Raw genomic sequence first — 20507 nt, forward strand, 5'->3', positions numbered from 1 at the left:
CTGTTTCTGACAGGCCACTTCGCTTTTCTCTTTTGCCATCCGTGAAAGAGCGCGCATTTTTCACGTTTTATCCACGCTTTAACCAAACCCAAATTTGGCATTCTATGCTCAGAATTCCTGCCAACCGAGGTTTGTGGTGTCAGAAAATAGCGACGAAGACAAAACAGAATCGCCCACGGCCCACCGACTTGAGAAAGCACGTGAAGAAGGCCAGATTCCGCGTTCGCGCGAGTTGACCTCATTACTGATGCTGTTGGCCGGCATCATGATTTTATGGGTCGGCGGTGCCATGATGGCCCACCGGCTGGCCGCGATGGTGTCAACCGGATTGCGGTTTGACCATGCCATGGTGACCGATGACAAAATCATCATTGCGCATGTGGGCAATCTGATTATGCAGGCCATTGCGGCGCTGCTCCCGCTGCTGGGCGGGCTGGTTCTGGTCGCGATTGCCTCGCCAATGCTGCTGGGCGGCGTGGTAATCAGTGGAAAATCCATTAAGGTCGATTTTGGCAAACTGAACCCGCTGTCTGGTTTAAAGCGTATGTTTGCCGCTCAGGCCTGGACCGAACTGTTTAAAGGCATCCTGAAGACTATTCTTGTCGGCTGTGTTGCCGGCTGGTACGTCTGGAGCCACTGGCCCGATATGCTGCGTCTGATTGCCGAATCACCGACAACGGCACTGATTCACGGCATGGATATGATTGCCATCTGCTGCTCGCTGGTCATGCTCGGGTTAATCCCCATGGTGGGCTATGACGTTTTCTGGCAACTCTACAGCCATTTTAAAAAGCTGCGCATGTCGCGTCAGGAAATACGTGACGAACACAAACAGCAAGAGGGCGATCCGCACGTGAAAGGGCGTATTCGCCAGCAGATGCGTGCCGCCGCCCGGCGTCGCATGATGGCCGATGTTCCTAAAGCTGACGTTATCGTCACCAACCCAACGCACTACTCGGTTGCCTTGCAATATAACGAGAAAAAGATGAGCGCGCCCAAGGTCATCGCCAAGGGCGCAGGGGATATTGCCTTACGCATTCGTGAACTGGGCGCGGAACACCGTATCCCGGTTCTGGAAGCGCCGCCACTGGCGCGTGCGCTGTATCGACATACTGAAATTGGACAACACATTCCGGGCGCGCTGTATGGCGCCGTCGCAGAAGTGCTGGCCTGGGTCTGGCAGCTACGTCGCTGGAAGCGCGAAGGCGGCCTGATCCCCGTAAAACCTAAAGACCTGCCGGTCCCGGCAGAGATGGACTTTGCAGGAGAGAACACAAACGATGGCTAATCTGGCCGCTAAATTACGCCTACCGGGCAACGTCAAAGATATGCAGTGGCAGGTGCTTGCTGGTCCGGTGCTGATCATCATGATTTTGTCGATGATGGTTCTGCCGTTACCGCCATTCATCCTCGATCTGTTGTTTACCTTTAACATCGCCCTGTCGATCATGGTGCTGTTGGTGGCGATGTTTACCCAGCGCACGCTGGAGTTTGCAGCGTTTCCAACCATCCTGCTGTTTTCGACCTTGCTGCGCCTGGCGCTCAACGTTGCCTCAACCCGTATCATTTTGCTGGAAGGCCATACTGGCGCTGCCGCCGCCGGACGGGTGGTGGAAGCCTTTGGCCATTTCCTGGTCGGGGGCAACTTTGCCATCGGTATTGTGGTGTTTATCATCCTGGTGATTATCAACTTCATGGTTATCACCAAAGGTGCCGGCCGTATCGCTGAAGTAGGCGCGCGCTTTGTTCTTGACGGGATGCCCGGTAAGCAGATGGCCATCGACGCCGACCTGAATGCCGGTCTGATTGGTGAAGATGAAGCGAAACGCCGCCGTGCTGAAGTCACCCAGGAAGCCGACTTCTACGGCTCAATGGACGGTGCCAGTAAGTTCGTGCGTGGTGATGCCATCGCGGGCATCTTGATCATGGTCATCAACGTGATTGGCGGGCTGTTGGTCGGTATCGTGCAGCACGGCATGGATGCAGGACAGGCGGCAGAAACCTATACGTTGCTGACTATCGGTGACGGTCTGGTTGCCCAGATCCCGGCGCTGGTTATCTCGACGGCGGCGGGTGTTATTGTGACGCGCGTGGCAACCGATCAGGACGTCGGCGAGCAGATGGTAGGCCAGCTGTTTAAAGATCCTCGCGTACTGATGCTGAGCGGCGGCGTAATCGGTTTGCTGGGCCTGGTGCCGGGCATGCCGAACTTCGTTTTCCTGCTGTTTACGGCGGCCTTACTGGGGCTGGCATGGTGGTTACGCGGCCGCGAAATGCAGCCGAAAAAGAGCGTCGAATCACCCAGCAGCCTCACCAAATCGATGGAAACACCTGCCTCGGCCGAGGCGTCCTGGACCGATGTACAGCTGGAAGATACCCTGGGAATGGAAGTGGGCTATCGCCTGATTCCGATGGTCGATCATAATCAAAACGGTGAACTACTGGGGCGTATCCGCAGTATCCGTAAGAAGGTGGCGCAGGACGTCGGCTTCCTGCCACCGGTGGTGCATATCCGTGACAATATGGAATTGCCGCCGGCCCGCTATCGCATTTTGATGAAGGGCGTAGAAATTGGCAGTGGTGACGCGTATCCGGGGCGCTGGATGGCGATCAACCCCGGCACCGCAGCGGGCACCTTGCCGGGTGAAGCCACCGTCGATCCGGCGTTTGGCCTGGCCGCCGTGTGGATTGATGGCGCGCTGAAAGAACAGGCCCAGATTCAAGGCTTTACCGTGGTCGAAGCCAGTACGGTGGTGGCAACCCATCTTAATCATCTGATTGGTCAGTATGCCAGCGAGCTGTTTGGTCGCCAGGAGGCGCAACAGCTGCTGGATCGCGTCTCGTCCGAAATGCCTAAACTGACTGAAGATCTGGTGCCGGGCGTCATTACCCTGACAACCCTGCATAAAGTGCTGCAAAACCTGCTGGTGGAGCGCGTCTCTATTCGTGACATGCGCACCATCATTGAAACGCTGGCAGAGCACGCGCCGGTTCAAAGCGATCCGCAGGAGTTGACCAGCGTGGTGCGTGTCGCGTTGGGTCGCGCCATCACCCAACAATGGTTCCCGGGCAACGGTGAAGTTCAGGTCATTGGCCTGGATGCTACGCTGGAACGCCTGTTACTGCAGGCCCTGCAGGGCGGTGGTGGACTGGAGCCGGGGCTTGCCGATCGTCTGCTGGCCCAGACGCAGGAAGCCTTACAGCGTCAGGAGATGATGGGCGCGCCGCCGGTCTTACTGGTAAACCATCCATTACGTGCCTTACTGGCGCGCTTCCTGCGTCGTAACATGCCGCAGCTGGTGGTGCTCTCTAACATGGAATTAAGCGACAATCGTCAGATTCGCATGACCGCCACCATCGGAGGCAAACAATGAGATCGATGATGCTGTTTGCACTGTTCCTGCCGCTGTTTGCCCAGGCCGCTGACGGCGCCTGGAGCGCGAGCGCGGCGGGCCCGCTGATGGCCAATCGCGGTAGCTGGCAATCCTCACAGCCCTTAACGCCGCCGGACGAGGTAAAAGGGGCAATGACTGTGGTGAACTGGCGCTATCAGCTTACCCGGCCTGCGCCATCGGGCCTGCAGGTCCGGCTTTGTGCGGCGCAGCGCTGTACCGAACTGGACGGTGCCAACGGTGCGACGCGGGGGCTGACTGGGGTGACCGCGGATGAAACATTGCATATGGTGTTTGGTTTCGCCGGGAGCGGCAGCTTACCGCCCGGGCTGAAAGTGGTCAGCACAGACGTGACGGTTAATTACCAGTAAGCCTGATGATTCCATTGCGAAGACAGACTGGCTGCAATCGTGCAGGCGTGGAGCATTGCAGCCGGTCTGCCTGAAGCGGGCAGGTTAGGTTATTACCGTATTGAATCAGTCCGTACTTCGCAGCAGAAAACGAGAGATCAACCCGCCAGCCACACCGCCCACCATCGGCACCAGCCAGAACACCCACAGCTGCTGTAAGGCCCAGGTTCCCTGAAACAGCGCCATCGCCGTGCTGCGTGCCGGGTTTACCGACGTATTGGTTACGGGGATGCTAATTAAATGAATGAGCGTTAAGGCCAGGCCAATGGCGATGGGCGCGAAACCCGCGGGCGCGCGTTTATCGGTCGCCCCCTGAATGATGATCAGGAAAAAGGCGCTGAGTACCAGTTCAGTGACCACTGCTGCACACAGGGTGTAGCCCCCGGGGGAGTGTTCGCCGAAGCCGTTAGCCGCGAACCCGCTGGTGGTGGCATCAAAATCAGATTGCCCACTGGCAATCACATACAGCACGGCCGCCGCCGCGATACCGCCCGCGACCTGCATAATGATATAGGGCAAAATGGCCTGATATCCGATACGGCCGCCCGCCCATAAACCCAGCGTAACGGCAGGATTAAAATGGCCGCCCGAAAGATGACCCACAGCAAAAGCCATCGTCAGCACGGCAAGGCCGAAAGCCAGAGCCACGCCGGCAAAGCCAATCCCGGTTTGCGGAAAGGTTGCCGCCAGCAGAGCGCTTCCACAACCCGCCAATACTAACCAGAATGTGCCGATGAATTCGGCAAACGCTTTTTTAATCATTATCTTAGTTTCCTTTCTCGTTAACAGGTCAAGACCTGATGAAATGCGGGCTTATAGTAGAGCGCGCGCATCAGAAAGGAATAACCCCATGATCTTACGCAGATAAACAGGACATTATGGCTGCACAGGACAGTTTGTCCGTTGTTATGCATCATGATGTCTGGTTTTCAGGCGATAGCGGGCCGATTCATATCGTGGGCAGAGCAGGTGGCGAAAACAGCGATCGCGAAAATCATGACGCGGCAGCGGGGAAGGCGGGGAAGGCAGAGAGACAGGCGCCGGGCCACGGTGGGCACTCAGCGCCTGAAGAGGTTACATACGATCGACGGTTTCGATACCCAGCGTGTCCAGACCCAGTTTCAGGGTTTTGGCGGTCAGGGCAGCAATCTGTAACCGGCTTTGACGGGTCGCTTCATCTTCGGCCGCCAGAATCGGGCAGTGCTCGTAGAAGCCGGAGAACAGGCCAGCCACGTCATAGAGGTACGCACACATCACATGCGGCGTGCCGTCACGGGCAACCTGAGTAATGACTTCTTCAAACTGTAACAGGCGCGTAGCCAGCAGGGCTTCACGGTCGTCCGTCAGGGTGATGTCGGCCTGAATCGCGTCGGCGTCAATACCGGCCTTACGGAATACCGACAGGACACGCGTATAAGCGTACTGCATATAAGGCGCGGTGTTACCTTCAAACGCCAGCATGTTGTCCCAGTCAAAGATATAATCCGTGGTGCGGCTCTTTGACAGATCGGCGTATTTTACCGCGCTGACGCCGACGACTTCCGCAAGTGCAGCCCGCTCTTCTTCGCTCATCTCCGGATTTTTTTCGCTAACCAGCGAGTAAGCACGATCGTAAGCTTCATCCAGCAGGTCAGAAAGTTTGATGGTGCCGCCGCTGCGGGTCTTAAACGGACGACCGTCTTTACCCAGCATCATGCCAAATGCATGGTGCTCAAGCGGCACAGATTCAGGCACATAACCGGCTTTACGCACGATGGTCCACGCCTGCTGTAAATGCTGATGCTGGCGCGAATCGATGTAGTAAATCACCCGATCGGCATGCAGCGTTTCGTAGCGGTATTTGGCGCAGGCAATATCAGTCGTAGTGTAAAGATAGCCGCCGTCTTTCTTCTGAATGATGACGCCCATAGGCTCACCTTCTTTATTCTGGTATTCATCCAGAAAGACCACAGTCGCCCCTTCACTCTCTACGGCTAACCCTTTCGCTTTAAGGTCGGCAACAATACCCGGCAGCATGTCGTTGTAAAGGCTCTCGCCCATGACGTCTTTGCGGGTCAGCGTGACGTTAAGGCGGTCATAGATATGCTGGTTCTGGCTCATGGTGATATCGACCAGCTTTTTCCACATCTGACGACAGTAGTCATCGCCGCCTTGTAACTTCACCACGTAGCGACGTGCGCGCTCTGCAAATTCCGGATCTTCATCGTAGGTGCGCTTGGCTTCACGATAAAACCCTTCTAAGTCAGCCAGCGCCATTTCGGCATGGTTTTCGTTCTGCTGTTTCTCAAGGAAAGCTATCAGCATTCCGAACTGCGTTCCCCAGTCGCCAACGTGGTTGGCCCGGATGACGTTATGGCCCAGAAACGCCAGAGTGCGGACAGCGGCATCACCAATAATGGTGGAGCGGACGTGCCCGACGTGCATTTCTTTCGCGACATTCGGGGCAGAGTAATCCACGACGATAGTCTGAGGTTCAACGCTGGCGACGCCGAGTCGCGGATGCTGCAGGGCATTCCTGGCATGTTCTGCCAGCCAGCCACGATCGAGAAAGATGTTAATAAACCCGGGTCCGGCAATCTCAACTTTACTGGCAATACCGCTAAGATCCAGATGTTGAATAACAGTTTCAGCTAATTGTCGCGGCGCCTGGCCCAGTTTTTTGGCCACGGCCATGATGCCGTTTGCCTGATAATCACCAAACTGAACTTTGGCCGACTGGCGAACCTGAGGTTCGCAATCGGAGGGAGCACCAGCCAGCACCATAGCCTGACTGACTTTTGCGGAAAGAAGCGCCTGAATATTCACCGGGTTACCTTACATATGCTAAGAAAAGCACGCTGACAGCGCAGCGTGCTTCATCCTCATTCTGCCGGAGGCGATGACCAGCGTCATCACCAGGCAGAACGGAAAAAAAGAGGGAAAAAGTATACGTGAATTGTCAGCCTGAGTCAGTAACTGGATAAACGCGGAGAAACAGCGCCGAGGATGTTTGCCAAAGGATTAGCGACGGCGCGCGCGACGCGCATTTTTAACGCTCTTGTCTTCTCGCACCTTCCAGTGGCGCGCAAGGGCAAATCCCATCAGTGCGATTAATGTTGCCACTACGATGAGCATAGTCATAAAAACGTTCCTTATAATGGTATTGATGCAAATTTATAAGAAAGGTGACGCGGCTGCAATCATGTTGTGGGTAAATGAGAATTGTCTTATTGTATTAATTAACATCAATTTAAACAGATGGTTAAGTGGTTTTTGTCAACTTAATTGTGGATCTAAAAAGAAGATAAGTCTGAATTAAAAGCGTAATTTATCTGCCTTAATGGAAAAAAATCATCCAAATAAGATGAATCTTACCATTATGTCGTTTAGGATTTAATGCTAACAATGAGTTACGATATTTAAGTCTGTGAATTTTAGAAGGACAGAGGCAACCGTGAGCACCACCTTTCCACCAGAACTGGACGATTTACGCGAAGATTTGACCGCTTTCGAACAACGGTTACAAATTTTTTCTCAGCGACTCGGTTTAGATAATGCCGAGCTTGATGTCGATCATGTCGCGGTTCGCTGTCACCAGAACACCACCGCCGAACGTTGGCAGCAGGGTCTGGCGAAAATGGGCCAGCAATTTTCGGCAGCGATGATCAATGGTCGTCCTGTATGCCTGTTCAAACTGCATCAGCCCCTCCAGATTGCCGGCTGGCAGATCGACGTGGTGGAGTTACCCTGGCCTGGCGAGAAACGCTATCGCCATGAAGGCTGGGAGCATGTGGAAGTGGTATTAAGGGGCGAGCCAGAAACGCTTGGGATGCGGGCCATGGCGTTGCTGTCCGACCATGCGCTGTCTCAGCCCGGTATTTCGTTCAAAACCAGCTCGCCAAAAGGGGAAAATGAACGTTTGCCTAATCCCACTCTCGCTGTAACCGACGGGGAAACCACGATAAAGTTTCACCCGTGGAGCCTGGAAGAGATCGTGGCCAGTGAGCAGTCTTAACCCTGAGCGTCAACCGCGCGTTTAAGCCGTCTGACCGCTTCTTCCAACAGCGCGCGTGGGCAACCGAAATTGATGCGCACGAAACGGTCATCGCCAAAATCGCGACCCGGTGAGAAACCCAGCCCGTATTTTTCAAAATAAAGTGCCGGGCTGGCAACCGGTAATGCGCTGGCATCAATCCAGCCGAGATAGCTGCCTTCCGGTGACACCATCGAGAGTCCGGGGAGCGCATTGACCTGTGCAACCAGCCAGTCACGATTACCGCGCAGATAGTCCAGCTGTGCGTCAAGCCAGTCATCATTGTCGCGCCAGGCAACCTCTGCGGCTACCAGCGCCAGAATATCAACAGAGGGAACGATACCCTGGCGGACGGCGTTGAAACGTGCACGCAGTGCCGGGTCAGGGATGATGGCGACGGATGCGCCCAGGCCTGCGATGTTAAAGGTTTTCGAGGGCGAAAGCAGGGTGACGCTGCGCCGGGCGGCATCGTCGCTCAGGGAGGCGAACGGGATGTGTTGCAGGCCCTGTGTTAACAGCAGGTCGCAATGGATTTCGTCAGAACAGACAATCAGGTCATGCTGTTGGGCAAACGCCAGCTGGGCCTCCAGCTCGTCCCGGCGATAAACCGTACCGCCAGGATTCTGGGGATTACACAGCATCAACAGCTTTTTGTCCTGCATTTTCCCTTCGGCGGCGCTGAGGTCCATGACCCAACGCCCGTCTTGTAATGTTAATGGCAGACTCAGCTGGTCGCGTTCCGCCAGTTTAGCGGCCGAGCGAAAAGGGGGATAAATCGGTAAGGGCGCGACGGTACCTTGCGATGGCTGAGTAAACGCGCGGACCGACAGATTTAAGCCGCAGACAACGCCGGGCAAGACAACAACCCATTCGGGATCGACCTGCCAGTGATAACGTGATGCACAGCGGGCGATAAGCGCCGCAATCAATCCCTGGGGCTTATCGCCATAGCCGAAAACGCCGTGTTCAACGCGGGCTTTAATGGCTTCAATGATACGCTCAGGCGATCGGAAATCCGTATCGGCGACCCACAGTGGCAGAATATCCTGACCCGCATATTTGTGCCATTTAAGACTATCACTGTGACGGCGGTCTATCCGTTGGTCAAAATTGAATGTCATTGTTAGTTTTCCACGTAAACTGTTCTAAGGGATAAGCGTACCTGACGAATTTGGCGTGAACAGGAAGCCATGTAAAGGAGAAGACAATGACGACACTGGAAATTTGTTGCTATGGGGTGGATTGTGCATTAACTGCCCAGCAGGCGGGTGCCGATCGCATAGAGCTTTGCGCCGCGCCGCGTGAAGGCGGGCTGACGCCCTCTGCAGGCATGCTGGAGGTCGCCCGTCGTGACATCACAGTTCCGGTGCATCCTATTGTTCGCCCTCGCGGTGGCGACTTCTGCTATTCCAGCCGTGAATTTGAAACGATGAAGTCAGACGTGGCGCGTATCCGTGAACTGGGTTTTCCCGGCATCGTTCTGGGCATGCTGGACGAAGATGCCAATATCCATGCCAGTCAGATGCGACAAATCATGGCCCTGTGCGACGGGATGGCGGTGACGTTTCACCGCGCCTTCGATCTGTGCCATCGGCCCAAGCGTTCGCTTGATGTGCTGACGGATTTTGGCGTCAGTCGCATCCTGACCTCTGGCCAGCAGCAAAGCGCGGAAAGCGGAATTGCATTATTGAGGGAACTTAATGAATACAGTGCAGGTCCAATCATTATGGCCGGTGCTGGCGTTCGCCTCAGCAACCTGCAAAAGTTTCTGGATGCGGATATTCGCGAGGTACACAGCTCGGCCAGCCACCATGTGGCATCCCCGATGCGCTACCGTAAAGTGGGCGTCTCCATGTGTTCCGAAGCCGAAATTGATGAGTTCAGCCGCTACTGCGTCGATGGCGATGTCGTTGAGGCAATGAAAAGTGTGATGCAAATGAATACCGCCCGGGTGGCCTGACTCATGACCAGTTTTGCCGCGCAGCACGCCGATTGATGACGTGATGTTTGCAAGTACCAAACCCCAGTAAATTTGCTGGGGTATTTTTTGCCCAAAATTCCTTCAGCGACCTTTATCGTCGTGCCTGCGAAACTGAATTTAGTCGCTGCTGGCGCTGAGAGAAGAATTCCGCTTTCCATCATCCGTCGGTTCCTGCTATTTCGGGTAAACCGTTTACGACATTGACGTCCGAGGTGCACACCATGCGATGCGTTCTGCTGTCCGCTGTGATTACGTTGTTCTCTTTTCCCGCCGCCTGGGCCGCAGCCTCATGTCCGCCATACAGTAAAGCGGTGACCAACAGCAATAACTGGATCCTGCTGGGCGGCAGTGCCAAAGGTCAGGTGCGTCAGGTGATTGCCGGCGAGTTTGGTAAAGACGTCAACTCACAGAAACGGGTACTGGGGCAGTTTGATCGCTGTGGCGATCTGCTGGTGGCGGACATCAGCTATAACAAAAATGAGCGCAACGTCATCCTGAGCATGGAACAGCACCTGGTTAGGGTTCAGAACGGCTGGGTTGCGGAATATGCCTATCTGGTTAAAGTCATCAGGCAGGGCAGTGAAGTGGTGGTCGATAACCGTCAGGGCACTATTCAGTGGCAGAAGGGCAAAAACGGCAACATCATCAGCGCATCGGATAAATTTATCAGCATGGGTAAAGACGGGTTTACGGATACGACGTACCGTTATGATAAACGTTTCCGCTTACTAAAAAGTATCGCGCGAGGTACCGATCCCGTCAGTAACGGGGAATACCGTTATGAGTGGAATCCACAAGGCCTTGTCACCCGTTCGACCTCTGCCCGCCGCAAAGATACCTATACCTATGATAACCAGTGGCGGGAGCTGCGCCTGAATGGCAGCGCAACGACAGACGTCAGCACATTGCGCACCGTGGATGAATGCCAGTTCTGGGATGACAAGGGCAACTGTACCCTGAGTTATCTGAATGAAACTGAAGTCTTTGATAAAGGCACGATACAGCGTCACCTCAGTGCGGTTTATAAATACCAGTACTGGGATAAACCCACCGAGGCGACAGACTAGTCCCTATTTCACCGTTTTACTGAATGCGTCCAGACCCAGCAGCGCATGGGCAATCTGTTCCGGTGCCAGGTGAGGATTGAGGTTTTTCAGCGTATCCCCCTCGCTGTTTGCCAGTGCGCCAATTTTTACCAGGTTCTCCCAGCTTTCCCCTTCCAGATGCATCTCCTTTAACGTGGTCGGCATGTTAATGGAACGGTAGAAGCGGATGTAGCGGGCAATTTCTTCATCGGGTCGTTGCTCAAGCACCATCTGGGTCAGCGTGCCGTAAGCCACTTTTTCACCGTGAGTGAGGTGATGGATATCGCCATCAATCGCGGTAAATCCGTTGTGAATAGCATGCGCAGCGGCCAGCCCGGCATTTTCAAAGCCCAAACCTGACAACAATGTGTTGGCTTCTACCACCGCTTCTACAGCGGGCGTCACGCGCTTTTCCGCAACGGCAATGTAGGCGCTGTAGCCCCATGTTAATAACGTTTCTTCACAGGCACGGGCAATCGCCAGGCCGGCAATGGTCGGGTCGCCATTAACCATTGATTTTGCATGGCTGCGGGCCACCGCCTGGGCTTCCACCCAGGTTGCCAGGCCATCCGCAATCCCTGACGCAAACAGGCGGGCAGGCGCAGCGGCGCAAACGGCGGTATCAATTAACACCAGATCGGGGTTTTTACTGTAGAAACGGTAGCTTTCAAAAACGCCGCTGTCGGAATAGATGACAGACAGTGCACTACAGGGCGCATCAGTTGAGGCTATCGTGGGCACAATCACCACCGGCTGTTTAAGCTCATCAGCCACGGCCTTTACGGTATCTAACGTTTTACCGCCACCCAGGCCAATCACCACATTACAGCCTTGCTGCTGCGCATGCTGACTTAAGCGGGTAATTTCATTCGTGGATGCCTCGCCATTAAACTGCTGACGGCTCAACGTGATGCCCGCATTTTCCAGCGTGGACTGCGCGCGTTCACCGATGAGTCCCCAGACCACATCGTCAGCGACCACGAAAGCGTGATTGCCTAACTCCTTGACATACTTTCCCAGTTCATCGAGCACACCCGCACCTTGCACATATTTGCGGGGCGAAGAGAAAATAAATTTACTCATGATCGTAGCTCCTGGTTTCTTCAATCGAGGCCGTTACCGGCCCGCTAATAAAGCCATTAAAAAGCGTAGCAGCGAATTGCCTCGGGGTACCTGTACAGCCACAAAAACGCTTGTTATTGTTAAGCGTCCCTAATCAGGAGTGCGCCCATGACGGCTTCCGTTCTCTCTTTTCTGTTGGCGATCACCGTGCTGACCCTGACGCCAGGGTTTGATACGGCATTAATCCTGCGATCGGCAGCCGCGCAGGGCTGGCGTCGCGCCAGCGCGACGGCGCTGGGCGTAGCGACAGGCTGTCTGTTATGGGGCATTGCGGTGGGGTTGGGCTTAGGTGCGCTGCTGCTGGCCTCTGAAATGGCTTACAACCTGCTTAAGTGGATGGGGGCGGCTTATCTGCTCTGTCTGGGGAGTAAACTGCTATGGCGTCCGCGCACCCAGCGTGCATTATTACCCACTGAACCCCCTACGCAGCAAACGCATCTGGCCTGTTTTGTGCGGGGGTTGCTGGGAAATCTGCTAAATCCTAAAGTCGGCGTTTTCTACGTCACCTTCTTACCGCAGTTTATTCCTCAGGGGGGATCGGTGCCGATTTGGTGCAGCCTGATGGCATTGACACATATGGTGATAGGGTTAATGTGGAGCAGCGTACTCATAGGCAGCAGCCACTACTTTGCGGCGCAGCTCAAAAGACCGCGCGTGTTAACCGTGATGGATCGGTTAACGGGCTGTGTGTTTATTGGATTCGCGGCGAAACTGGCGCTGTCTCGCCGCTAAACATTAGGGTTTCGTTGCAACCAGCACGGCGCGCAACGGCGCCGGATAACCTTCGACGGTTTTGCCAGAGTCGGCAGGATCCAGAAATTCTGCCAGCGATTCGCTGGTCATCCAGCTGGTACGGCGTTGCTCATCTGTGGTCGTCACGGCAAAGTCCACAATGCGCACATCGACAAAACCGCACTTCTCCAGCCAGCTTTTCAGCGCCTCGGCAGAGGGAATAAAATAGACGTTGCGCATTTGGGCATAGCGTTCGCCCGGCACCAGCACCTGATTCACATCGCCCTCAATCACTAATGTTTCCAGGACCAGCTCGCCGCCGCTGACCAGCTGATTTTTAAGCTGAAGGAGGTGGTCAAGCGGTGAACGACGATGATAAAGCACGCCCATGGAAAAGACGGTATCAAAGGCCTGAAGCACCGGCAGCTGTTCAATACCCAGCGGCAGCAGATGGGCACGGCGATCGTCATTTAACAACTTACGCACGGCTTCGAACTGGCACAGAAACAGCTGCATGGGATCGATACCGACAACCAGATGCGCACCCGCACCGATCATGCGCCACATATGGTAGCCACTGCCACAGCCCACATCCAGCACGGTGCGTCCGGCCAGCGGAGAGATGTGCGGCAGCACGCGGTCCCACTTCCAGTCCGAGCGCCATTCTGTGTTGATTTCGGTGCCATAAAGCGAATAAGGGCCTTTACGCCAGGGCATCAGGTTGCGCAACAGTTTCTCAATGCCCTGACGATGACGTTCGCTGACATCATCACGATCGGCACTGACGCTGTGCAGCAGATCCAGTCGCTGAGGTTCCAGTTGAGGTAAGTATTCCAGCGATTTATACCAGTCACGGAAGTGCCCGTGCAGATTTTCACGCTGCCATTCGCTAATTTGCGCAGGCAGCACCTCCAGCCATTTTGCCAGGGGACCTACGGCGATTTGCTGATAAAAACGGCCAAAGTCGATCATTTTAATGCCACCAACGAACCAAAATTAAAACACTGAAACCACAGCTCAGCATGAGAGAAACCGGCCTGCTTAAGGCGTGCTTTATGCGTTTCTACGCTGTCGGTAAGCATCACATTTTCCAGCATGCTGCGTTTCTGGCTGATTTCCAGCTCGCTGTAACCGTTGGCACGCTTAAAGTCGTGATGCATGTTGAACAGCAGTTCACCGACGTCACGATCTTCAAAGCTGAACTTTTCTGAGAGTACCAGTGCACCGCCAGGATTCAGCCCTTGCCAGATTTTGCTCAGCAAGGCCAGACGGGCGGGCGGTTCGAGAAACTGCAGGGTGAAATTAAGCACCACCAGGGAGGCATTCTCAATCGCGATATCACAGATATCCGCTTCGACGACAGTCACCGGCGTCGAAGCGCGGAAGGCATCAATGTGGCGGCGGCAGCGCTCCACCATAGCCGGGGAATTGTCCACGGCTATAATCTCGCAGCCGGGCACATGAATATTGCGGCGCACCGAGAGCGTGGCAGCGCCTAACGAACAGCCCAGATCGAAGACCTGGCTGTTGGGCTGGACGAAACGCTCTGCCAGCATGCCAATCATCGAAATGATGTTGGAATAGCCTGGCACCGAGCGCTGAATCATGTCGGGAAACACTTCAGCGACACGCTCGTCAAACGTCCAGTCGCCCAGTTTTTCGATGGGCGCAGAAAAGAGTTGATCGCGATCAGACATAACGAAAATCCGAAGAGACGGCGGAAAGGGCGCTATTTTGGCAGAAACGGCCGCGGCCTGCACCCTTTAAGCCGTTAACATTAACGCACGCCGAACAACAGCGGCCAGGGCAGATAAATCAGGTTAAAAACGACCATGCCAAACAGCGAAAATAACGTCAGCATCATGCCGTATTTACGTCCACTCATGGCATCGTGGCGCAGACCATAAGCATGGAAAAAACGGCCAATAAAAAACAGGATGCCGGTCAGGTGCACCATCCAGATAGCCGCGCCGTTCATCTCCAGCACAATCAGCAGTAATAACGCCAGTGGGACAGTTTCAACGGCGTTACCGTGAATCCGGATAGCCATGTGCAAATCGTGGCGGCCACCATCGCCATAAGCCACATGATGCTGACGCCGTAATCGCACGACATTCAGTGTAAATTTCATGATCAGTAAGGCGCCGATCACCGCATATAACGCGCTTATCATCGTTGATTCCTTATTATTACCTGTACCAGAGGTGTGATGTTGTCTGTCGCTATCAGAATAGCGAATCCTGTTGCGGCCAGTCGGGTCCGGGACCAATGCTGGCATCAATTTTTTGCAGTTCAGGCCACAAGGCCTGCACCAGTGGAAAAACCTGGCCCATGTCGGGCGTGTGAATAAAGACAAACGGTTCGCTTTCTTTGTGCCATTCAGCCAGTTTAGTCAGCCAGATGCGAAACAGCGGCAGGCTCTCTTCCAGCCTGTCGCTGCCGACAAAGCGGATCATGGGGCGCATTCCTGTTAACAGGGCATGGGGCGGGACGCGCGGTTTCTGCTGGCGGGCATGAAGCGCCGCCGGGCTTTGTGAGGTAGACGTATGCACCGGGCGACTGTCCAGCACTACGCGGTTAACGCCGCGCTGCAGCAGGCCGCGATTCAGTGCGCGTTCGGCTTCGCCTTTGGCAAAAAAGGCGGGATGTCGTACTTCCACACCATAGGAAAAGTTGGCTGGCAGGCTATCCAGAAACCGCCACAGGTCGCTGAGCTGGGCAGGCGAAAAGCTGGCGGGCAGTTGTAGCCAGTACTGACCAATGCGGTCGGCAAGCGGGTGCATCAGGCGAAAAAAATTCGTCACGAGGTCGTCGGTGTTTTTTAGTGCAGCCTGGTGACTGATCGTACTGGGGAATTTAAAACAAAAGCGAAACTGGTCATGCGTCATGTCTCGCCAGCGCAACACGGTTTCGTTATCCGGCAGCGCATACAGCGTGGTATTGCCCTCAACGGTCTGAAAGTAACGGGCATAATCCGCCAGGGTTTCAATGCCCCATCGTTTCCAGTGAGCATGGTGCCATTGCGGCAAACCAATACGAAGTGTCACGCCTGACTCCCGTCGTTGAGTGTGATGGTAATTATCCTGTAAGGCAGTATATTGACGCAACCCGGTGAAAAGGGAACAGGAAATGCCGTGCTTTAGCATGGCTCCACTTATCCTGTCAGCCTTTTTCCATTATAATAGCGGCCTTTTTTGCGACAGCACCTGATAAGGTTACGCGGCCTGGTGTTGTCTGCTGCAGCGGCGAAGTTAAAAGGATAGTGTTATGCGTACAGAGTATTGTGGACAGCTCAATCTGTCTCATGTGGGTCAGCAAGTTACGCTTTGCGGCTGGGTCAATCGCCGTCGCGATCTGGGAAGCCTGATCTTTATCGACATGCGCGACCGCGAAGGCATCGCTCAGGTGTTTTTTGATGCCGATCATCAAGAGGCGTTCCAGCTGGCCTCTGAACTGCGTAACGAATTCTGTATCCAGATCACCGGTACCGTCCGTGCCCGTGACGAAAAAAACAGAAACAGCGACATGGCGACCGGTGACGTTGAAGTCTTTGCCCACGCGCTGACCATCATCAACCGTGCTGAACCGCTGCCGCTGGATTCAAACCAGACCAACAGTGAAGAGGCGCGTCTGACTTATCGCTATCTGGACCTGCGTCGTCCGGAGATGGCGCAGCGGCTGAAAACCCGTGCCAAAATCACCAGCTTCGTGCGTCGTTTCATGGACGACGAAGGGTTCCTCGATATCGAAACGCCCATGCTGACAAAAGCAACACCGGAAGGTGCGCGCGACTATCTGGTGCCAAGCCGGGTACACAAAGGCAAGTTCTACGCGCTGCCGCAGTCACCGCAGCTGTTTAAACAGCTGCTGATGATGTCGGGCTTTGACCGCTATTACCAGATTGTTAAGTGTTTCCGTGATGAAGACCTGCGTGCGGATCGTCAGCCAGAGTTTACCCAGATCGACGTTGAAACCTCTTTCATGACCGCTGAGCAGGTACGTGAGAAGATGGAACGCCTGATCCGTGAGCTGTGGATGGACATCAAAGGCGTGGACCTGGGCCAGTTCCCGCAGATGACTTTTGCTGAAGCCATGCATCGTTACGGTTCGGATAAGCCCGATCTGCGCAATCCGATGGAGCTGGTGGACGTCGGTGATCTGCTTAAAAGTGTCGAATTCCAGGTGTTTGCTGGCCCGGCGAACGATGTCAAAGGCCGCGTGGCGGCGTTGCGCGTACCGGGTGGTGCGGCGCTGACGCGTAAGCAAATTGATGAGTACGGCAAGTTTGTTGAAATCTACGGCGCCAAAGGGCTGGCGTGGATGAAGATCAACGAACGCGCCAAAGGGTTCGAGGGCGTGCAGAGTCCGGTTGCCAAATTCCTGAGTGCCGACATCGTAGAAGCGATCCTGAACCGCACGGGTGCGCAAGATGGCGACCTGATCTTCTTTGGGGCCGACCGTGCCAAAGTGGTTGCTGATGCACTGGGTGCGCTGCGCCTGAAAGTGGGCCGCGATCTGCAAATCACCGATGAAAAAGCGTGGGCACCACTGTGGGTTGTCGATTTCCCGATGTTTGAGGAAGACGAGGAAGGCGGCCTGGCGGCAATGCACCATCCGTTCACCTCCCCGAAAGACATGACCGCAGAGGCGCTGGCCAGCGATCCGGTTCAGGCCGTTGCGAATGCCTACGATATGGTGATTAACGGCTACGAAGTCGGTGGTGGCTCGGTACGTATCCACAACAGCAAAATGCAGCAGACGGTGTTCAGCATTCTTGGTATCACCGAAGAGGAGCAGCGTCTGAAGTTTGGCTTCCTGCTTGATGCACTGAAATACGGCACGCCACCGCATGCAGGTCTGGCATTTGGTCTGGATCGTCTGACCATGTTGCTCACCGGCACCGATAACATTCGCGATGTTATCGCGTTCCCGAAAACCACCGCCGCTGCGTGCATGATGACCGAAGCACCGAGCGAAGCCAATCCGGCTGCGTTACTGGATCTGGGCATTTTGGTGGCACCGAAGAAAGAAAAGTCAGAGAACAAGTAATGGGCAATAAACATCCGGTATCGGTGCTGGTCGTCATTTATGCGCAAGATACGGGCCGGGTGTTAATGCTGCAGCGACGTGATGATGACAGCTTCTGGCAATCGGTCACGGGCAGCCTGGAAGTTGGGGAGACCCCGCGCCAGGCGGCTGAACGTGAAGTGTCAGAGGAGCTGGACATCCATATTGCGGACGAAGGGTTAGTGCTGGAAGATTGTCACAAACAGATTGAGTTTGAAATTTTCCCGCACTATCGCCACCGTTACGCACCAGGTATCACGCATAACCGCGAACACTGGTTCCGGTTGGCGTTGCCCGCGGAACGTGACCTGCTCCTTAGCGAGCATCTTGCTGCCCGCTGGCTAGAGCCCGCCGTTGCCGCTGCCCTGACAAAGTCCTGGAGTAACCGCCAGGCAATAGAGGAATTTATCTGAATGCCCGCCGTAACGCGTTTGTTGGGCGGCAATTACGCTAAATTTCAATCATTCGACGAAGCGCAGCTTTCGTTCCCTAAACTCGGTGCTGGTGGTAAACCGGCACCGTTAAAATTGAAGAGTCGGGCATCATTAGTACTGCGACGTCGTTGACCGTCAGTGCCCTGCACCCGGAACGTCCCTGGTGACGTTTCGGGTGCAGGGACTGTCGGGCGGGGGATCGTAAGTCAGATAGCCTGGGCGATTGTTAAGATCGGAGAATATGCAAGATGGCTGGACATAGTAAATGGGCGAATACCAAGCATCGCAAGGCTGCTCAGGATGCCAAGCGCGGTAAAATCTTCACCAAAATCATTCGCGAGCTGGTGACCGCCGCGAAGCTGGGTGGCGGCGATCCCGGCTCTAACCCACGTTTACGTGCTGCCATGGATAAAGCGCTGTCCAACAACATGACGCGCGATACGATGAACCGTGCGATTGCACGCGGCGTGGGCGGCGAAGATGATTCCAACATGGAAACCATCATTTATGAAGGCTACGGTCCGGGCGGTTCTGCCATTATGATCGAGTGCCTGAGTGATAACCGTAACCGTACCGTAGGTGAAGTGCGTCATGCATTCACGAAAACCGGCGGCAACCTGGGAACCGATGGTTCCGTGTCTTACCTGTTCAGTAAAAAAGGCGTCATTTCTTATGCGCCGGGTCAGGACGAAGATGCCGTAATGGAAGCCGCGCTGGAAGCCGGGGCAGAGGATGTGGTTGCCTACGACGATGGCGCGATGGATGTCTTCACTGCCTGGGAAGAGATGGGCACCGTGCGCGATGCGCTCGAAGCCGCAGGACTGAAAGCCGATACCGCTGAAGTTGCCATGATCCCGTCAACCAAAGCAGAAATGGATGCGGAAACCGCACCGAAACTGTTGCGTCTGATCGATATGCTGGAAGACTGTGACGACGTGCAGGAGGTTTATCATAACGGTGAGATCTCCGACGAGGTGGCGGAAACGCTGTAATGCTGTATTGCGTTCATCGCTGGCTGGAGACGCGTGATGTCGATTATTTTGGGGATTGACCCAGGTTCACGCGTCACCGGTTACGGGGTTATTCGTCAGATCGGTCGCCAGCTCACTTATCTGGGCAGCGGCTGTATCCGAACCAATACAACAGAGCTGCCAGCGCGCCTGAAGCTGATTTATGCGGGCGTGAGCGAAATTATCACGCAGTTTTCGCCGGACTTTTTCGCTATCGAACAGGTGTTTATGGCGAAGAATGCCGACTCGGCACTGAAACTCGGACAGGCGCGTGGTGCTGCCATCGTCGCGGCAGTAAACCATGATTTGCCGGTGTTTGAATATGCAGCCCGGCAGGTCAAGCAGACGGTTGTCGGGACAGGCGGGGCAGAGAAGAGCCAGGTGCAGCACATGGTTAAATCCTTGCTTAAACTGGCAGCCAATCCTCAGGCCGATGCCGCCGATGCGCTGGCAATCGCCATCACGCACTGCCATGTTGCACAGAATGCTGCGCGCATGAGCGAGAGCACGCTGGTGCTGACACGCGGCCGGTTGCGACAGCGCTAACGACAACTGCAGCAGAATGCCCGTCAGGCTGGATATTCATCCAGCCTTTTTTATGATATAAATTCCGCCACATACGTTGAATAAGGAAGGCATCAGGTGATAGGTCGTTTACGGGGAACCATTCTGGAAAAGCAGCCACCGTTGGTCCTGCTGGAGGCGCATGGCGTGGGTTATGAAATCCATATGCCAATGACCTGTTTTTATGAACTGCCTGAGCTTAATCACGAAGCGATCATCTTCACGCAATTTGTGGTCCGTGAAGATGCGCAACTGCTGTTTGGCTTCAACAGCAAACAGGAACGCGCCCTGTTTCGCGAGTTAATCAAAGTGAACGGCGTCGGTCCTAAACTGGCACTTGCCATTCTTTCAGGCATGTCGGCTCAGCAGTTTGTGACGGCGGTTGAAAAAGAAGAGATCGCCGCGCTCGTTAAACTGCCGGGCGTGGGCAAGAAAACCGCCGAACGTCTGGTGGTGGAAATGAAAGACCGCTTTAAAGGCATGCATGGCGATCTGTTTGGCGGCGATTCGGCCTTTACGCTGACCACGCCGGGCCCGGAGCCAGAGACCAACGATGCAGAATCGGAAGCGGTTGCAGCGCTGGTGTCGCTGGGGTATAAACCGCAGGAGGCGAGCCGCATGATCAGTAAAGTTGGCCGTCCTGACGCGGATTGCGAAACGTTAATCCGTGAAGCGCTCCGCGCCGCTATTTGAGGTAA

20 protein-coding genes are annotated in these 20507 nt (G+C 54.9%); 12 read left to right on the top strand and 8 right to left on the bottom strand.

The window, feature by feature from the left end; translation table 11 throughout:
* Nucleotides 1-136 precede the first annotated feature (136 nt).
* The 3 genes from flhB to GKC68_RS09475 are packed head-to-tail and all read left to right on the top strand — an operon-like array spanning nucleotide 137 to nucleotide 3763.
* A complete protein-coding gene (gene flhB, locus GKC68_RS09465) occupies nucleotides 137-1288 on the top strand; it encodes a flagellar biosynthesis protein FlhB (protein ID WP_047714992.1) in 1152 nt (383 codons plus the stop codon).
* The gene (gene flhA / locus GKC68_RS09470; RefSeq protein WP_028723392.1) at nucleotides 1281-3374 is read left to right on the top strand and encodes a flagellar biosynthesis protein FlhA; all 2094 of its coding nucleotides are present in this window, start codon (nucleotides 1281-1283) and stop codon (nucleotides 3372-3374) included. Before flhB ends, flhA begins: the two co-directional genes overlap by 8 nt.
* Nucleotides 3371-3763 (top strand): flagellar protein FlhE, encoded by a 393-nt coding sequence (locus tag GKC68_RS09475; protein WP_342656781.1) that lies wholly within the window; start codon nucleotides 3371-3373, stop codon nucleotides 3761-3763. The genes flhA and GKC68_RS09475 overlap by 4 nt, the downstream gene beginning before the upstream one ends.
* A 105-nt stretch (nucleotides 3764-3868) precedes the next feature.
* On the opposite strand, the gene aqpZ is transcribed toward GKC68_RS09475, so the two are convergent.
* The gene (gene aqpZ, locus GKC68_RS09480; protein WP_028723394.1) at nucleotides 3869-4564 is read right to left on the bottom strand and encodes an aquaporin Z; all 696 of its coding nucleotides are present in this window, start codon (nucleotides 4562-4564) and stop codon (nucleotides 3869-3871) included.
* 312 nt (nucleotides 4565-4876) lie between these two features.
* Nucleotides 4877-6607 (bottom strand): arginine--tRNA ligase, encoded by a 1731-nt coding sequence (gene argS, locus GKC68_RS09485; protein WP_342656782.1) that lies wholly within the window; start codon nucleotides 6605-6607, stop codon nucleotides 4877-4879.
* Between the two features lie 628 nt (nucleotides 6608-7235).
* Here argS and GKC68_RS09490 point away from each other — a divergent pair.
* The gene (locus tag GKC68_RS09490; protein WP_342656783.1) at nucleotides 7236-7796 is read left to right on the top strand and encodes a VOC family protein; all 561 of its coding nucleotides are present in this window, start codon (nucleotides 7236-7238) and stop codon (nucleotides 7794-7796) included.
* Here the strand turns inward: GKC68_RS09490 and GKC68_RS09495 are convergent.
* Nucleotides 7793-8935, bottom strand: a complete 1143-nt coding sequence (locus GKC68_RS09495) for a PatB family C-S lyase (RefSeq protein WP_047714931.1) — start codon at nucleotides 8933-8935, stop codon at nucleotides 7793-7795. The genes GKC68_RS09490 and GKC68_RS09495 overlap by 4 nt on opposite strands.
* Before the next feature lie 86 nt (nucleotides 8936-9021).
* On the opposite strand from GKC68_RS09495, the gene cutC reads away from it, so the two are divergent.
* Together cutC and GKC68_RS09505 are read left to right on the top strand one after the other, a co-directional pair.
* A complete protein-coding gene (gene cutC / locus GKC68_RS09500; protein WP_028723398.1) occupies nucleotides 9022-9774 on the top strand; it encodes a copper homeostasis protein CutC in 753 nt (250 codons plus the stop codon).
* A 242-nt stretch (nucleotides 9775-10016) separates the two neighbouring features.
* Nucleotides 10017-10862 carry a hypothetical protein gene (locus GKC68_RS09505; RefSeq protein WP_028723399.1) on the top strand — a complete coding sequence of 282 codons (846 nt, stop codon included), beginning with the start codon at nucleotides 10017-10019 and terminating at the stop codon, nucleotides 10860-10862.
* A gap of 3 nt (nucleotides 10863-10865) precedes the next feature.
* Here the strand turns inward: GKC68_RS09505 and GKC68_RS09510 are convergent, their stop codons facing one another.
* The gene (locus tag GKC68_RS09510) at nucleotides 10866-11963 is read right to left on the bottom strand and encodes a glycerol dehydrogenase (protein ID WP_089527972.1); all 1098 of its coding nucleotides are present in this window, start codon (nucleotides 11961-11963) and stop codon (nucleotides 10866-10868) included.
* Between the two features lie 147 nt (nucleotides 11964-12110).
* Here GKC68_RS09510 and GKC68_RS09515 point away from each other — a divergent pair, with 147 nt between their 5' ends.
* Entirely contained in the window at nucleotides 12111-12734 is a 624-nt protein-coding gene (locus tag GKC68_RS09515; protein WP_058707419.1) for a LysE family translocator, read from the top strand.
* 3 nt (nucleotides 12735-12737) lie between these two features.
* Here the strand turns inward: GKC68_RS09515 and cmoB are convergent, their stop codons facing one another.
* The 4 genes from cmoB to GKC68_RS09535 form a co-directional block, all read right to left on the bottom strand.
* A complete protein-coding gene (gene cmoB, locus GKC68_RS09520) occupies nucleotides 12738-13706 on the bottom strand; it encodes a tRNA 5-methoxyuridine(34)/uridine 5-oxyacetic acid(34) synthase CmoB (protein WP_028723402.1) in 969 nt (322 codons plus the stop codon).
* Complete coding sequence (gene cmoA / locus GKC68_RS09525; protein WP_047714993.1) at nucleotides 13703-14431, bottom strand: carboxy-S-adenosyl-L-methionine synthase CmoA; 729 nt, start codon at nucleotides 14429-14431, stop codon at nucleotides 13703-13705. The genes cmoB and cmoA overlap by 4 nt, the downstream gene beginning before the upstream one ends.
* 80 nt (nucleotides 14432-14511) lie before the next feature.
* Nucleotides 14512-14907 (bottom strand): MAPEG family protein, encoded by a 396-nt coding sequence (locus GKC68_RS09530; RefSeq protein ID WP_028723404.1) that lies wholly within the window; start codon nucleotides 14905-14907, stop codon nucleotides 14512-14514.
* 52 nt (nucleotides 14908-14959) lie between these two features.
* Nucleotides 14960-15781: a DUF72 domain-containing protein gene (locus GKC68_RS09535; protein ID WP_247103170.1), complete on the bottom strand. Its 822-nt coding sequence runs from the start codon at nucleotides 15779-15781 to the stop codon at nucleotides 14960-14962.
* Nucleotides 15782-16001: 220 nt separating this feature from the next.
* Between GKC68_RS09535 and aspS the strand changes: the two genes are divergently transcribed.
* The 5 genes from aspS (at nucleotide 16002) to ruvA (ending at nucleotide 20502) form a co-directional block, all read left to right on the top strand.
* A complete protein-coding gene (gene aspS / locus GKC68_RS09540) occupies nucleotides 16002-17783 on the top strand; it encodes an aspartate--tRNA ligase (RefSeq protein ID WP_047714933.1) in 1782 nt (593 codons plus the stop codon).
* Entirely contained in the window at nucleotides 17783-18214 is a 432-nt protein-coding gene (gene nudB, locus GKC68_RS09545) for a dihydroneopterin triphosphate diphosphatase (protein ID WP_047714934.1), read from the top strand. Before aspS ends, nudB begins: the two co-directional genes overlap by 1 nt.
* Before the next feature lie 269 nt (nucleotides 18215-18483).
* Entirely contained in the window at nucleotides 18484-19227 is a 744-nt protein-coding gene (locus GKC68_RS09550; protein ID WP_047714935.1) for a YebC/PmpR family DNA-binding transcriptional regulator, read from the top strand.
* Nucleotides 19228-19263: 36 nt separating this feature from the next.
* A complete protein-coding gene (ruvC, locus tag GKC68_RS09555) occupies nucleotides 19264-19791 on the top strand; it encodes a crossover junction endodeoxyribonuclease RuvC (RefSeq protein WP_028723408.1) in 528 nt (175 codons plus the stop codon).
* A gap of 96 nt (nucleotides 19792-19887) precedes the next feature.
* The gene (gene ruvA, locus GKC68_RS09560; protein WP_028723409.1) at nucleotides 19888-20502 is read left to right on the top strand and encodes a Holliday junction branch migration protein RuvA; all 615 of its coding nucleotides are present in this window, start codon (nucleotides 19888-19890) and stop codon (nucleotides 20500-20502) included.
* Nucleotides 20503-20507 lie beyond the last annotated feature (5 nt).

This window comes from Pantoea sp. RSPAM1 (assembly GCF_038816185.1).
Lineage (GTDB): Bacteria > Pseudomonadota > Gammaproteobacteria > Enterobacterales > Enterobacteriaceae > Pantoea > Pantoea ananatis.

What these genes read in the sequence shown, in the direction of transcription:
- aqpZ (WP_028723394.1), bottom strand. Translation starts at nt 4,564, where the DNA reads ATGATTAAAAAAGCGTTTGCCGAATTCATCGGCACATTCTGGTTAGTA.
- GKC68_RS09530 (WP_028723404.1), bottom strand. Translation starts at nt 14,907, where the DNA reads ATGATAAGCGCGTTATATGCGGTGATCGGCGCCTTACTGATCATGAAA.
- GKC68_RS09515 (WP_058707419.1), top strand. Translation starts at nt 12,111, where the DNA reads ATGACGGCTTCCGTTCTCTCTTTTCTGTTGGCGATCACCGTGCTGACC.
- GKC68_RS09510 (WP_089527972.1), bottom strand. Translation starts at nt 11,963, where the DNA reads ATGAGTAAATTTATTTTCTCTTCGCCCCGCAAATATGTGCAAGGTGCG.
- GKC68_RS09505 (WP_028723399.1), top strand. Translation starts at nt 10,017, where the DNA reads ATGCGATGCGTTCTGCTGTCCGCTGTGATTACGTTGTTCTCTTTTCCC.
- cmoB (WP_028723402.1), bottom strand. Translation starts at nt 13,706, where the DNA reads ATGATCGACTTTGGCCGTTTTTATCAGCAAATCGCCGTAGGTCCCCTG.
- ruvC (WP_028723408.1), top strand. Translation starts at nt 19,264, where the DNA reads ATGTCGATTATTTTGGGGATTGACCCAGGTTCACGCGTCACCGGTTAC.
- cutC (WP_028723398.1), top strand. Translation starts at nt 9,022, where the DNA reads ATGACGACACTGGAAATTTGTTGCTATGGGGTGGATTGTGCATTAACT.
- nudB (WP_047714934.1), top strand. Translation starts at nt 17,783, where the DNA reads ATGGGCAATAAACATCCGGTATCGGTGCTGGTCGTCATTTATGCGCAA.
- flhA (WP_028723392.1), top strand. Translation starts at nt 1,281, where the DNA reads ATGGCTAATCTGGCCGCTAAATTACGCCTACCGGGCAACGTCAAAGAT.
- cmoA (WP_047714993.1), bottom strand. Translation starts at nt 14,431, where the DNA reads ATGTCTGATCGCGATCAACTCTTTTCTGCGCCCATCGAAAAACTGGGC.
- GKC68_RS09495 (WP_047714931.1), bottom strand. Translation starts at nt 8,935, where the DNA reads ATGACATTCAATTTTGACCAACGGATAGACCGCCGTCACAGTGATAGT.
- aspS (WP_047714933.1), top strand. Translation starts at nt 16,002, where the DNA reads ATGCGTACAGAGTATTGTGGACAGCTCAATCTGTCTCATGTGGGTCAG.
- GKC68_RS09475 (WP_342656781.1), top strand. Translation starts at nt 3,371, where the DNA reads ATGAGATCGATGATGCTGTTTGCACTGTTCCTGCCGCTGTTTGCCCAG.
- GKC68_RS09550 (WP_047714935.1), top strand. Translation starts at nt 18,484, where the DNA reads ATGGCTGGACATAGTAAATGGGCGAATACCAAGCATCGCAAGGCTGCT.